The following is a 13206-nucleotide window of genomic DNA, read 5'->3' as shown; positions in this document are numbered from 1 at the left end:
TGAGCACATGAATGCTTTGATATTCGAACGCAACGGCGAGCCGTCAGAGGTAGTCCACTGGTGTGATTTGCCCGAGCCCACGCCCGGTCCGGCGGAAGTTCGCGTGCGGATGCTGCTGGCGCCCGTGCACCCGTCCGACCTGCACGTCATCCGTGGACGTTTCGCACGCCAGCGTCAGCCGGCACTGCCAGCCTCGCCCGGGTCAGAGGGCGTCGGCATCATCGACGCCGTGGGCAGCGAAGTGTCGAGTACGCGGGTAGGAGAACGCGTTGTGTTGCTGGATGTGCCTGGAACGTGGCGAGAACAAGTCATCGGTCCAGCCGACCGCGCGATACCTGTACCGGCGGCGATATCCGACGAGGACGCTGCGCAGGCTTTGATCAACCCAATGACGGCATGGGCAATGACAATGTGCGAGCACCAGCTCGAACGCGGCGACTGGCTGGTCCAGAGCGCGGCAGGTTCGACGGTCGGTCGGCTCGTGCTGCAGATCGCGAAAGCGCAGGGGTTCCGCACCATCAACCTTGTACGCCGTGAAGGGCAGGTCGCCGAGATTCAGGCGCTTGGCGGTGACGTCGTGCTATGCACCGCGGACGAAAGCTGGCAGGCGCAGTTGACGACGGCCACGGGCGGCAATGGCATCGTAAGCGCGATTGACTGCGTCGCCGGCCGCACGGGCGCCACCCTTGCGCGTCAGTTGGCCCCGAACGGACGCCTGCTCGTGTATGGAGCGTTGTCCTCGCATCGTCAGACCGACCCGGCGGCGTTCGAGATGCCGGTTTTCGCTCCGGCGCTGGTCTACTCTGCTGCCGAGGTGCGCGGCTGGTTTATCTTCTCGTGGCTCGCACGCAAGGGGATGAGTGAAAGCAGCCGGACGCTGCGCAGTCTGCTCGATCGCATCGCCGAGGGCACCTTGAAGCCGCCGGCAGCGCGCCGCTACTCAGTGGATCGTGCACTCGAAGCATTCGCGGCCGCCGAGCGCGCCGCACACGACGCCAAGCCGCTGCTGGTGTTCGCGGAGCGTTGAACGACACCCAATGTCACCTGCAACGCGAAGCGGTCGTCGCTATTCGCGTGAAGGCCGTGGTTGACGCTGACTTAAACTATTGGTCTATGCCGGAAATGGGAAAGCGGTTGCACTCGATCGCCAGGCAATCACACGCACCATCAAACCATGGACCTGAACCTGATCGGCCTCTTCGTCGAGATCGTCGAATCGCGTAGCCTCAGTGCCGCCGCGCGCAAGCTGGGGATGACGCGTGCGAATATCAGTCAGCGGCTCAAACTGCTGGAACGCGAAACAGGCGCGCAATTGCTGCGTCGCTCGACGCGCAGCTTCGAAATGACGCAAGCCGGCCACACACTGTACGAATGCGGGCAGCGCATGCTCGAAGACCTGAGCACGGCGCAGGCCTCTATCGATAGCCTCGGACAGACCTTGAGCGGGCGCGTTCGCATCAGCGTGCCCACTGGCTTCGGCAGGATGTTTCTCGGCGGCAAGCTGCTGGAGTTCGCGCGCGTGCATCCAGGCATCGCGCTCACGGTCACGTTCAACAACCGGATCGAAGACCTGATCGCAGCCGAGGTCGATGTCGCGATAAGAATCACAGCGACGCCGCCGCTCGATTACGTGGCGCGCAATATCTGCTCGATCGACTGGAACCTGGTTGCGTCAGCCGACTATGTCAAACAGCACGGTCCGATTGACTGCCCGAGCGACCTCGAAAAGCACACGCTGATCGCGTCAGCGTATCCGGGCCGTCGCGTCACGATGACGCTCACGCACCGCGGGGACGAGACGGACGTCCACGCGATCACGATGCAGCCTGCGCTGCAGTCGTCGGACTATCCGTTCCTGACAGAGGCCGTGTGTCGGGGCATGGGCGTCGGACTGTTGCCGGCCTACGTGCCGCATGCGCCGACGAGCTGCGAACTGCTGCGAATCCTGCCGCATTTCCGCGTGGCCGGCATGCAGAACACGTTGTATATCGTGACGCTGCCCAATCGCTATCCGTCGCCCGCGACGCAAGCGCTGATCGACTATTTGCGCGCCGAAATCCTGTCGCTTGCGCAAACCTGGAGCTAGCGCTTCACCCAAACAAGCACGTCATCCCGCCCCGCAGGACTACCCGCGTCCAGTGTCAACTTTCAGTTAACAGTTCGTCAACTGTCAGTTGGATTGTCAATGCACGCCGCGCATTTAACAATCAGCCAAACGAAACACATGGAGACACGGGATATGACTTCCGAATCGGCCGGGCATGACGTCAGGCGCGAACTGCGCAATCGCATTCTTGTTCTCACTGTCGACAATCCACCTGTCAACGCACTCGGTGTGGCCGTGCGGCGCGCACTGAACGACGCCATCGAATTCGCCGAAAAGGACTCCGCCGTCGACGCGGTGTTGCTGATCGGCGCGGGACGCAACTTCATCGGCGGCGCGGATATCAAGGAGTTCGGGAAGCCGCCGCTGCCGCCATCGCTGCCTGTCGTTTGCGACAGGATTGAAGCGTGCCGCAAGCCGGTCGTCGCGGCCATCCACGGCGCGGCGCTCGGCGGCGGCCTCGAGATCGCGCTCGCCGCGCACTACCGGATCGCGCTCGCCGACGCCCGGCTCGGCTTGCCCGAAGTGACGCTCGGCTTGCTGCCAGGTGCAGGCGGCACGCAGCGCGCGCCGCGACTCATCGGCGCAAAGGCCGCGCTGGATCTGATGTTGAGCGGGCGTCACGTTGGCGCGCGGGAAGCGTTCGCGCTGGGTCTCGTCGACCGCGTCGGCGAAACGGATGACGTGCTGACGGAGGGCCTGGCCTACGTAAAGGCATTGCTTGATGCGAAGGCTCCCGTGCGCCGCACTCGCGATGCTGTCGGGCTCGCAGATCGCGTGGCCAGTCGAGCCGCCATCGAAGCAGCACGCGCCGAAACATCGAAGAAATCGCGAGGGCTGTTCTCGCCGCTGAAGATCGTCGATGCCGTGCAGGCGGCGCTCGAACTGCCTTTCGACGACGGTCTGCGCCATGAGCGCCAGTTGTTTCTGCAATGTCTCGACAGCCCGCAGCGAGCCGGCTTGATTCACGCATTCTTCGCCGAACGCGAAGTGCTCAAAGCGCCCGAAACGCGTCACGCGAAACCGCGTGCCATGACGAGCGTCGGTGTGATCGGCGGCGGCACGATGGGCGCAGGCATCGCGGTGGCGCTGCTCGATGCGGGGCTGCCCGTGACGATGATCGAACGCGACGATGCATCGCTCGCACGCGGCCGTGCCAACATCGAAAAGGTCTACGACGGACTGATCGCGAAGGGCCGCATGACAGCCGACGCGAAAGCGGCCGTGCTCGCGCGCTGGAACGGCAGCACGTCCTACGATTCGCTCGTTAGCACCGACCTCGTGATCGAAGCCGTCTTCGAAGAAATGAGCATCAAGCGGGCCGTATTTGCGGAACTCGACCGCGTCTGCAAGCCAGGCGCAGTGCTCGCCACCAACACCTCGTATCTCGACATCGACGCGATTGCTGCAAGCGTGTCGCGCCCCGGCGATGTGGTGGGCCTGCATTTCTTCTCCCCCGCGAACATCATGAAGCTGCTCGAAGTCGTGGTGCCCGCGCAGGTCAGCGCCGACGTGGTTGCTACCGCATTCGACCTGGCGAAGAAGCTGCGGAAGGTGCCCGTGCGAGCGGGCGTATGCGACGGCTTCATCGGCAATCGCGTGCTCGCGGTCTACCGCGCAGCCGCAGACCACATGATGGAAGACGGCGCGTCGCCGTATCAGATCGACCGCGCGGTACGCGGGTTCGGTTTTCCGATGGGCCCATTCCAGGTCGCCGACCTCGCGGGCGGCGACATCGGCTGGGCGACGCGCAAGCGCCGCGCCGCGACGCGCGACCCGAAACAGCGCTATGTGCAGATCGCCGATCGCATCTGCGAGCGCGGCTGGTTCGGCCAGAAGACGGGGCGCGGCTACTACCTGTATCCCGACGGCGCGCGCACAGGCACGCCTGATCCCGAAGTCGAGGCGATCATCGATGCCGAGCGCGAGCGTGCGAACGTCACGCCGCGCACGTTCTCCGACGAAGAAATCATGCGTCGCTACATGGCGGCGATGATCAACGAAGGCGCGAACGTCGTGCATCAGCGCATCGCGCTGCGTCCGCTCGATGTGGACGTGACGTTTCTCTACGGCTATGGCTTTCCGCGCCATCGCGGCGGCCCGATGCAATACGCCGACACCGTCGGTCTCGCGAAAGTGCTCGCCGACATCCGCGAGTTCGCGCAAGAGGACCCGGTGTTCTGGCAACCGTCGCCGCTGATCGTCGGGCTGGTCGAGCACGGCGCCACGCTGGCGAGCCTCAACCACATCGCCTGATCCGTTCAACTCTTCATCCCTCTTTGCAGACTCAGACCATGCGGGAAGCCGTCATTGTCTCCACCGCGCGCACGCCGTTGACCAAAGCGCACCGTGGAGAATTCAACATCACACCCGGTCCCACGCTTGCTTCGTTCGCCGTGCGGGCAGCCGTAGAACGCTCGGGCATCGACCCGGACCTGATCGAGGACGCGATTCTCGGCTGCGGCTATCCGGAAGGCAACACGGGCCGCAACATCGCGCGCCAGACAGTGGTCCGCGCGGGCTTGCCTCTTTCGATCGCCGGCACGACGGTGACACGCTTCTGCGCGTCCGGTCTGCAGGCCATCGCGATGGCGGCCGGCCGTATCGTCGTCGACGGTGCGCCGGCGATCATCGCCGGCGGCGTCGAAAGCATCTCCAGCATCCGCACGCGTGAAGACGGCGTGACCGCGCTCGACCCGTGGATCGTCGAGCACAAGCCTTCGCTCTACATGACGATGATCGACACCGCCGACATCGTGGCACAGCGCTACGGCATCAGCCGTGAAGCGCAGGACCTGTTCTCGGTGCAAAGCCAGCGTCGGACGGCAGAAGCTCAACTCGCCGGCCGCTATGCCGACGAGATCGTGCCCGTGACGACCACGATGGCCGTGACCGACAAGGAGACGGGCGCAGTGAGGCAGCGCGAGGTGACCGTCTCCGCCGATACCTGCAATCGCCCAGGCACCACCATGGAGGCACTCGCGAAGCTCGCTCCCGTCAAGGGTCCGGACAAGTACATCACGGCAGGCAACTCGTCACAGTTTTCCGACGGCGCTTCGGCCTGCGTGATGATGGAAGCGAAAGCCGCCGAGCGCGCAAACCTCACACCGCTCGGCGCATTCCGGGGGCTCGCGGTAGCCGGCTGCGAGCCGGATGAAATGGGCATCGGCCCCGTGCTCGCCGTGCCGAAACTGCTCGCGCGCTATGGACTGACGGTCGGCGACATCGGCCTGTGGGAACTCAACGAAGCATTCGCATCGCAGGCGGTCTATTGCCAGCAGCGCCTTGGCATTCCGTCCGAGCGCCTCAACGTCGACGGCGGCGCAATCTCCATCGGCCATCCGTACGGCATGACGGGCTCGCGCCTCGTGGGCCACGTCCTCATCGAGGGCCGCCGTCGCGGCGTGAAGTACGCGGTCGTCACGATGTGCATCGCGGGCGGCATGGGCGCCGCCGGCCTCTTCGAAATCTATTGAAAGAAACAGGATATGGATCTGAACTTTACCCCCGAGGAGGAAGCCTTTCGCGAGCGAGTCGTGCGCTTCCTGAAAGACAAACTGCCTCCGAGGCTCTCCGGCAAGGTGCGCAACGGCTTGCGCCTCACGCGCGGCGACATGGCCGAATGGCACGCGATCCTTAACGAACAGGGCTGGCTCGCGAATCACTGGCCCGAACAATACGGCGGCCCGGGCTGGAACGCCGTGCAGAAGTTCATCTTCGAGAACGAGTGCGCGCTGGCGGGCGCGCCCCGCATCGTGCCGTTCGGCGTGAACATGCTCGGTCCCGTGCTGATCAGGTACGGCAGCGAAGCGCAGAAGCGCCATTGGTTGCCGCGCATCCTCGATGGCTCCGACTGGTGGTGCCAGGGCTATTCGGAGCCGGGCTCGGGTTCCGATCTCGCGTCGGTGAAGACGAGCGCGGTACGCGGCATCGATGAAGATGGAGAGCACTACATCGTCAACGGCCAGAAGACGTGGACCACGCTCGGCCAGCACGCGAACATGATTTTCTGCCTCGTGCGCACGGCAACGGATGTACGCAAGCAGGAGGGCATCAGTTTCCTGCTCGTCGACATGAATTCGCCTGGCGTCGAAGTGCGTCCCATCATCACGCTCGAAGGCGAACACGAAATCAACGAAGTGTTCTTCACCGATGTGCGCGTGCCCGTCGCGAATCTCGTCGGCGAAGAGAACAAGGGCTGGACGGTCGCCAAGTATCTGCTGACCTACGAGCGCACCAACATCGCGGGCGTCGGCTTTTCGGTTGCGGCGCTGGCGCGCCTGCGCCGGGCCGCGTCGAAGGTCACGCGCAACGGCCGTCCGCTTGCCGACGACCCGTTCTTCGCGGCGCGTCTCGCTCGCGTCGAGATCGACCTCGAAAACATGAAGACGACCAACCTGCGCGTGATCGCCGCTGTGGCGGGCGGCGGCGTGCCGGGCGCGGAAAGCTCGATGCTCAAGATTCGCGGCACGCAGATTCGCCAGGAGCTGTCGTCGCTGATGCGCCGCGCGATGGGGCCGTACGCGCAGCCGTTTGTCGAGGAGGCGCTGCACGAAGGCTACGACGACGCGCCGATCGGCCCCGACGAGGCCGCGAGCGCCGCCGCGCTCTACTTCAACAACCGCAAGCTGTCGATCTTTGGCGGCTCCAACGAAATCCAGAAGAACATCATCTCGAAGATGATCCTGGGACTGTAAGAGGATCGCGATGAATTTCCAGCATACCGAAGACCGCCGCATGCTGGCGGATACGCTCAACCGTTTCGTGAGCGAGCAGTACGGCTTCGCGAAGCGCGACGAGCTCGCGTGCAGCGAGTCGGGCTTCAGCCGCGAACTATGGGTTCGCTTTGCGGAGCTGGGCGTCGTCGGCGCGCTCTTCGACGTGACCGATGGCGGTTTCGGCGGCGATGGCTTCGATATCGCCGTCGTCTTCGAGAGCCTTGGGCGCGGACTCGTGGTCGAGCCGTTCCTCGGTGCGCTCGCTGTCGGGCACGCGCTTGCTCATGCAGGCAACGACGCGCACAAGCCTCTCATCGCAAGCCTGATAGAGGGACGCGCCGTCGCCGCACTCGCACACGACGAGCCCGGCTCGCACTACGAACTGGCCAGGGTGTCGACGTGCGCCGACCGGGGCTCGAACGGCTGGGTGCTGGCGGGCGTCAAGACCGTCGTGCAGCAGGGCGCGGAGGCCGACTTCTATCTCGTCTCGGCTCGCACGAGCGGCACAGCCGAAGCCGAAGAAGGGATCTCGCTCTTTGTCGTTCCGCGCGAGATGCCGGGCCTCGAAGTGCGCGGCTATCGAAAGATCGATGGTGGACGGGCCGCCGAGGTGCACCTGAACGAAGTATGCGTCCCCGACACTGCATTACTCGGCGAACGAGACGCGGGCTACACGACGCTCGAGCACAGCATCGGCGCGGGCGTGCTCGCGTTGTGCGCAGAGGCGCTCGGCGCGATGGAAGTCGCGAAGGAACACACGCTCGAATACCTGCGCACGCGCAAGCAGTTCGGTGTCGCGATCGGCAGCTTCCAGGCATTGCAGCACCGCATGGCCGATCTGCTACTGGAGATCGAGCAGGCCCGCTCGTCGGTCATCAATGCCGCCGCCGCGTTTGGCGGGAGCCGGGTAGAGCGCGAACGCGCGTTGTCGGCGGCGAAGTACACGATCGGGCGCGTCGGTGCGCAAGTGGCCGAAGAGTCCATCCAGCTGCACGGCGGCATCGGCATGACATGGGAATTGCCGCTTGCCCACTACGCGAAGCGCCTCGTGATGATCGACCATCAGCTGGGCGACGAAGATCACCATCTCGAACGCTATATCACCTTGAACAGGAGCTGACGCCATGAACGAACCTATCCTTGCGCGCCGCGAAGGCGCAGTGCAGGTGCTGTCCTTCAACAATCCCTCCGCGCGCAACGCGCTCACGGCCGAGGTGTACAAGGCGCTTCCGGCTGCCATCGAAGCGGCGCAAAACGATCGGGAAGTCGGTGCGATCGTGCTGACGGGCGTGGGCGGCGCGTTCTGCGCGGGCGGCGACCTGAAACGGCTCGCGCAACGGCGCGCGGTGACGCCGCCCGAGCGGCGCGCCGGCATCGAAAGTCTGCACGACATGATTCGCGCGCTGCGTGACTGCAGCAAGCCGGTGATCGCGGCAGTCGAGGGCGCGGCAGCAGGCGCGGGGCTTTCGATCGCGCTCGCGTGCGACATGCTGGTGACCGCGCGCAATGCGTCGTTCTCTGTGGCATACGTCAAGGTCGGCTTGTCGCCCGACGGCGGCGCGACGGCATTCCTGTCCGGTGTCCTCTCCCGTCAGCTGATGACGGAGCTGTGTCTGACGGGGCGGCCTGTCACGGGCGAACGCATGCACGCGCTCGGCGCCGCGAACCGTCTTGCGGAGCCGGGCAGTGCGCTGCCGGAAGCTGTTGCGCTGGCGCAATCACTCGCGGCGGGACCCGAGCGCGCGATCGCACGGATCAAGAGTCTGTGCCGCCAGGCAGGCGGAAACACGGTCGAAGCGCAACTCGAACTCGAAGCCCAATACATGACGGAGTCGCTCGGTGACGACGAATCCGCCGAAGGCATCAACGCCTTCTTCGACAAGCGCGCCGCTGATTTTTCAGCATTGCGCCGCGCGTCCGAAGTCGATTCTCACTAGACGCGGTGCCTTCGTCACTCTTTGTCATTCCGGATCTTTCATGTCAAACCTCGATTCCTCCCTGCCGCTTGCCGGTGTTCGCATTCTCGATCTATCCCGCGTGCTGGCGGGGCCGTGGTGCGCGATGGTGCTCGGCGATCTTGGCGCAGAAGTCATCAAGGTCGAGCATCCGAAGCGCGGCGACGACACGCGCGATTGGGGCATACGCGTCGGCACTACCGAAACGGCCTATTTCAACAGCGTGAACCGCAACAAGCGCTCGGTGTGTCTCGATCTGCAAACACCAGAAGGGCAGCGGATCGCACGAGACCTGGCGCGCCAGAGCGACGTCGTGATCCAGAACTTCAAGTTCGGCGGCGCCGAAAAGCTCGGCCTCGGCTACGAGCAACTCAAGGAAGGACACGAGGACCTCATCTACTGCTCGATCTCCGGCTACGACCGGCACGGGCCGGAAGCGGCGCGTCCCGGCTACGATGTGGTGCTGCAAGGCGAGGCGGGGCTGATGGCGCTCAACGGCGATGCCGATCAGCCGCCGCTCAAGTTCGGCGTGGCGGCCGTCGATCTGTTCACTGGAATGTATTCGGCGCAAGCGGTGCTCGCCGCGCTGTTCCAGCGTCGGGAGACGGGCAAGGGGCGTCATGTCGAAATGGCGCTGTTCGATTGCGGCCTGATGATCACTTCGTATTACGGGCTGGAGTCGATGTTAATGGGGGAAGACCCGCCGCGCTATGGCAACGCGCATCCTTCGATCGTGCCGTACGGCGTGTTCGATGCGCAGGACGGGCCGCTCGTCATTGCGGTCGGCAACAACGGCCAGTACGAGCGCTTCTGTCGCGAGGTGATCGAACGGCCGGATCTGTTCGACAACGACCGCTATCGCACGAACCTCGTGCGGGCGACGCATCGCGAAACACTCGTGCCCGAACTCAAGCGCGAGATTGCCAGCAGACCGCGCGCGCTGCTTCTCGAACGGCTGGCGCGGGCGGGGATTCCGTGCGGCGAAGTGCTCGGCTTGCATCAGGCGCTCACTTCGACGCGCGCGTCGCAAGGCGGGTTGCTGACGACGTTCGAGCATCCCGAAGCAGGTAGCACGCACGTGCTCGCGCCGCCGTATCGCTTCGACGGTGCGCGCCTTCCGGTGCGCAGCGCCCCGCCGAAACTCGGCGAAGGCACGAGCGAAGTGCTCCAGTCGCTGCTCGGGCTGTCCGCCGAACGGCTTTCGCAACTGAAGACAGAAGGCGTCGTGTGACGCTGGATCGCGCGTTATTGCGCAAGGACTTTCAATGAGCCAGACCGCTTTTTCCAACGCCGTGACCGAGCTGTTTGGCACGCGGCTCCCTATCGTCGCCGGTGGCCTGATGTGGCTTGCCGATGCCGACTATGTCGGCGCCGCCTCGCGTGCCGGCATCATCGGCTTCATCACGGCCGCGAGCTTCCCTGAACCTGATGCGCTGCGCGCCGAGATCCGACGCTGCCGCGAACTGTGCGAGGGCGGCCCATTCGGCGTCAACGTGTCGATGTTGCCGAAGCTCGTTCCGGGCGAGAGAACGCGCGAAGTGTTCGAGCTGATCGTCGATGAAGGTGTGAAATGCGTCGAAACCTCGGGGCGCAATCCCGAGGAATTCATGCCGCTGCTCAAAGAGGCCGGCGTCAGGGTACTGCACAAGGTGCCCGCGGTTCGGTTCGCGGTCAAGGCGGCCGCCGTCGGCGTCGATGCTGTGGCGATCGTCGGCGCGGAATGCGGCGGTCATCCCGGACTCGACATGGTGGGCTCGTTCGTGAACGCCGCATGGGCCGAGAGCCAGCTCGACATTCCCTATTTGATCGGCGGTGGTATCGGTCGCGGCTCGCAGCTTGCCGCGGCACTCGCGATGGGCGCATCGGGCGTGGTGGTCGGCACGCGCTTCGCCGTGGCCGAGGAGATCTGGGCGCACGACGACTACAAGCGCCGTCTGGTGGAAGCAGGACCGACCGATACCGATCTGTGCATGCAGTCCGTGCGCAATACCGTGCGGACGCTGCGCAACGAGACGACGGCCGCCGTGAAGGCACTCGAGGCACAGAACCCGGACATCACGATTCAGGACCTGATGCCGATGGTCGCGGGCAAGATCGGCCGCAACGCGTACGTGACGGGCGACTGGTCGAAGGGACTGCTCTCCGCGGGACAGTCGCTCGCGTTCACCGACAAGGTCGAGCCGCTTGCCGACATCGTGCGCCGGTTCGAGAGCGACATGCGGCAGGCGATGGGACGGCTGGCCAGCCACTGACGCCCGTGCACGCAAGCGGTGCCGACAGAAGCCCGCAGAGCGGTTGCATCGAGCTCGAGAGGCTCATTTCATTCCGACGACAGACAACAGGCCTCAACCAACTTGCATGGTGCCAGGGTAAGGGGCTAAAGCTCCAACTTTGGCTGACAGGAGACAAACGCATGCAGCAAACCCACATCGATTCAATCCAGGCGAGCCCCGCATACCGGCGGCTCATCGCGTCACGCCGCCGTTTCAGCTTCAGGCTGACCGCGCTGATGATCGCCGCGTACTACGGCTTCATCCTCTTCGTCGCAGTGGCGCCACATCTGCTGGCGCGACCGTTGTATGCGGGCGCGACGACCACGCTCGGCGTCGTCGTGGGCGTCGGCATCATTGCGGTGGCGATCGGGCTGACAGGCTGGTACGTGCTTCACGCGAACCGCACGCTCGATCCTGCGATGCGCGCATTGCTCCTCGACGCACCGAAGGAGAGTGAAGCATGAAGATCGTTCGCTCCCTGCTGTGCGCGTGTCTCGCATCGACGGCTGGGCTCGCTCGTGCGTCGGGCATCGAAGGTCCGGTGCCCAGTCACGTCGAACTGAATCCCGTTGCGATCGGCATGTTCCTGCTCTTCGTGCTCGTGACGCTCGGCATCACACGCTGGGCATCGCGCAAAACGCGCACGACGCGCGACTTCTATAGCGCGGGTGGCGGTATCTCCGGTTTCCAGAACGGACTCGCGATCGCGGGCGATTACATGTCGGCGGCATCGTTCCTGGGCCTTTCCGGCATGGTGTATCTGTTCGGATTCGACGGCCTGATCTATTCGATTGGCTTTCTGGTCGGCTGGCCGTTTGTGATGTTCCTGCTCGCCGAACCCTTGCGTAACCTGGGCAAATATACATTCGTCGATGTGGTCGCCTACCGCTTCGAGCAGGCACCGATCCGTCTGTTGACGGCGAGCACGTCGCTCGTCGTCGTAGTCTTTTATCTGGTCGTGCAGATGGTCGGCGCGGGCAAGCTGATCCAGCTGTTATTCGGCTTGCAGTACTGGATGGCGGAAGTGATCGTTGGCGCGCTGATGGTGGTGTACGTGTTCTTCGGCGGCATGACGGCAACCACGTGGGTGCAGATCATCAAGGCCGTGCTGCTGTTGTGCGGCGCGACCTTCATGGCCATCACCGCGCTGGCGCAGTTTGGCTTCAGTCCCGATGAGATGTTCCGGCGCGCTGTCGACGTTCATCCCGGCGCGCTCAGTATCATGGCGCCCGGCAAGCTGCTGAAGGACCCGCTCAACGCACTGTCGCTCGGCATCGCGCTGATGTTCGGCACGGCAGGGTTCCCCCATATCCTGATGCGCTTCTTCACAGTGCCCAGCGCGAAAGAGGCGCGCAAGTCCGTGTTCGTCGCTACCGGGTTTATCGGGTACTTCTATTTGCTGACCTTCATCATCGGCTTCTCCGCGATCGCGTTGCTCGCGCAGCATCCTGAGTTCTTCAAGACGGCGGCGGACGGGCACTTCAATCTCACGCGCGATCTGCTCGGCGGCTCGAACATGGTTGCTGTCAAGCTGGCGCAGGCTGTGGGCGGCAACCTGTTTTACGGCTTCATCGCCGCAGTGACGTTCGCGACGATCCTGGCCGTGGTGGCGGGCCTCACGCTCTCCGGGGCGACCACGGTTTCGCACGATCTGTACGCGTGCTGGCTCGCGCGGGGCAAACCCAGCGAAGCACATGAAATGCGTATCTCGCGCGTAGCCACGCTGATATTGAGCGTCGCCGCAATCGGACTCGGCATCCTTTTCGAACACGTCAACGTGGCGTTTCTGGTCGGCCTCGTGGCGGCCATCGCGGCGAGCGCCAACTTCCCGGTGCTGGTGTCGTCGATTTTCTGGCGGGGCATGACGACGCGTGGCGCGGTAATCGGCGGCGCGCTCGGGCTGTCCTCTGCCGTGCTGCTGACGCTGTTGTCGAAATCGGTTTGGGTCGACGTGCTGCATCACGCGCATACGCCCGTGTTCCTCGACAATCCGGCGCTGGTTTCAGTGCCCCTCGCGTTCGCGGGAATCTGGGCCTTCTCGATGCTGGATCGCGGTGCTCGCGCGCAACGGGAGCGCGAAGCTTTTGCCTTGCAGGAGTTTTATGGGCAGACGGGCTTTCTGCCCATGAAAGCCGTCGACCATTGAGGCGCCAGCG

At 64.4% G+C, this 13206-nt stretch carries 11 protein-coding genes; all 11 read left to right on the top strand.

Annotation, left to right across the window (positions count from 1 at the left end):
- The first annotated feature begins 7 nt into the window (after nucleotides 1-7).
- The 11 genes from VSR68_RS07355 (at nucleotide 8) to VSR68_RS07305 (ending at nucleotide 13196) form a co-directional block, all read left to right on the top strand.
- The gene (locus VSR68_RS07355; RefSeq protein ID WP_342939186.1) at nucleotides 8-1027 is read left to right on the top strand and encodes a zinc-dependent alcohol dehydrogenase family protein; all 1020 of its coding nucleotides are present in this window, start codon (nucleotides 8-10) and stop codon (nucleotides 1025-1027) included.
- A gap of 147 nt (nucleotides 1028-1174) precedes the next feature.
- The gene (locus tag VSR68_RS07350; protein ID WP_342939185.1) at nucleotides 1175-2086 is read left to right on the top strand and encodes a LysR family transcriptional regulator; all 912 of its coding nucleotides are present in this window, start codon (nucleotides 1175-1177) and stop codon (nucleotides 2084-2086) included.
- A 153-nt stretch (nucleotides 2087-2239) separates the two neighbouring features.
- Nucleotides 2240-4360, top strand: a complete 2121-nt coding sequence (locus VSR68_RS07345; protein ID WP_342939184.1) for a 3-hydroxyacyl-CoA dehydrogenase NAD-binding domain-containing protein — start codon at nucleotides 2240-2242, stop codon at nucleotides 4358-4360.
- A 38-nt stretch (nucleotides 4361-4398) separates the two neighbouring features.
- Entirely contained in the window at nucleotides 4399-5580 is a 1182-nt protein-coding gene (locus VSR68_RS07340; protein WP_342939183.1) for an acetyl-CoA C-acyltransferase, read from the top strand.
- 12 nt (nucleotides 5581-5592) lie between these two features.
- A complete protein-coding gene (locus VSR68_RS07335; protein WP_342939182.1) occupies nucleotides 5593-6801 on the top strand; it encodes an acyl-CoA dehydrogenase family protein in 1209 nt (402 codons plus the stop codon).
- Between the two features lie 10 nt (nucleotides 6802-6811).
- On the top strand, nucleotides 6812-7942 hold the full coding sequence (locus tag VSR68_RS07330) for an acyl-CoA dehydrogenase family protein (RefSeq protein ID WP_342939181.1): 1131 nt from the start codon (nucleotides 6812-6814) through the stop codon (nucleotides 7940-7942).
- 4 nt (nucleotides 7943-7946) lie between these two features.
- A complete protein-coding gene (locus VSR68_RS07325; RefSeq protein ID WP_342939180.1) occupies nucleotides 7947-8759 on the top strand; it encodes an oxepin-CoA hydrolase, alternative type in 813 nt (270 codons plus the stop codon).
- Nucleotides 8760-8799: 40 nt separating this feature from the next.
- On the top strand, nucleotides 8800-10008 hold the full coding sequence (locus VSR68_RS07320; RefSeq protein WP_342939179.1) for a CoA transferase: 1209 nt from the start codon (nucleotides 8800-8802) through the stop codon (nucleotides 10006-10008).
- A gap of 34 nt (nucleotides 10009-10042) precedes the next feature.
- Nucleotides 10043-11029 (top strand): nitronate monooxygenase, encoded by a 987-nt coding sequence (locus VSR68_RS07315; RefSeq protein ID WP_342939178.1) that lies wholly within the window; start codon nucleotides 10043-10045, stop codon nucleotides 11027-11029.
- A gap of 161 nt (nucleotides 11030-11190) precedes the next feature.
- Nucleotides 11191-11514: a DUF485 domain-containing protein gene (locus VSR68_RS07310; protein ID WP_342939177.1), complete on the top strand. Its 324-nt coding sequence runs from the start codon at nucleotides 11191-11193 to the stop codon at nucleotides 11512-11514.
- Complete coding sequence (locus VSR68_RS07305) at nucleotides 11511-13196, top strand: cation acetate symporter (protein ID WP_342939176.1); 1686 nt, start codon at nucleotides 11511-11513, stop codon at nucleotides 13194-13196. Before VSR68_RS07310 ends, VSR68_RS07305 begins: the two co-directional genes overlap by 4 nt.
- Nucleotides 13197-13206 lie beyond the last annotated feature (10 nt).

It is taken from the genome of Paraburkholderia phymatum (assembly GCF_038900715.1).
GTDB lineage: Bacteria > Pseudomonadota > Gammaproteobacteria > Burkholderiales > Burkholderiaceae > Paraburkholderia > Paraburkholderia phymatum_A.
The sequence above is the reverse complement of the archived record's forward strand: the minus strand, read 5'-3'. Positions and strand labels throughout refer to the sequence as shown.

What these genes read in the sequence shown, in the direction of transcription:
- VSR68_RS07355 (WP_342939186.1), top strand. Translation starts at nt 8, where the DNA reads ATGAATGCTTTGATATTCGAACGCAACGGCGAGCCGTCAGAGGTAGTC.
- VSR68_RS07350 (WP_342939185.1), top strand. Translation starts at nt 1,175, where the DNA reads ATGGACCTGAACCTGATCGGCCTCTTCGTCGAGATCGTCGAATCGCGT.
- VSR68_RS07345 (WP_342939184.1), top strand. Translation starts at nt 2,240, where the DNA reads ATGACTTCCGAATCGGCCGGGCATGACGTCAGGCGCGAACTGCGCAAT.
- VSR68_RS07340 (WP_342939183.1), top strand. Translation starts at nt 4,399, where the DNA reads ATGCGGGAAGCCGTCATTGTCTCCACCGCGCGCACGCCGTTGACCAAA.
- VSR68_RS07335 (WP_342939182.1), top strand. Translation starts at nt 5,593, where the DNA reads ATGGATCTGAACTTTACCCCCGAGGAGGAAGCCTTTCGCGAGCGAGTC.
- VSR68_RS07330 (WP_342939181.1), top strand. Translation starts at nt 6,812, where the DNA reads ATGAATTTCCAGCATACCGAAGACCGCCGCATGCTGGCGGATACGCTC.
- VSR68_RS07325 (WP_342939180.1), top strand. Translation starts at nt 7,947, where the DNA reads ATGAACGAACCTATCCTTGCGCGCCGCGAAGGCGCAGTGCAGGTGCTG.
- VSR68_RS07320 (WP_342939179.1), top strand. Translation starts at nt 8,800, where the DNA reads ATGTCAAACCTCGATTCCTCCCTGCCGCTTGCCGGTGTTCGCATTCTC.
- VSR68_RS07315 (WP_342939178.1), top strand. Translation starts at nt 10,043, where the DNA reads ATGAGCCAGACCGCTTTTTCCAACGCCGTGACCGAGCTGTTTGGCACG.
- VSR68_RS07310 (WP_342939177.1), top strand. Translation starts at nt 11,191, where the DNA reads ATGCAGCAAACCCACATCGATTCAATCCAGGCGAGCCCCGCATACCGG.
- VSR68_RS07305 (WP_342939176.1), top strand. Translation starts at nt 11,511, where the DNA reads ATGAAGATCGTTCGCTCCCTGCTGTGCGCGTGTCTCGCATCGACGGCT.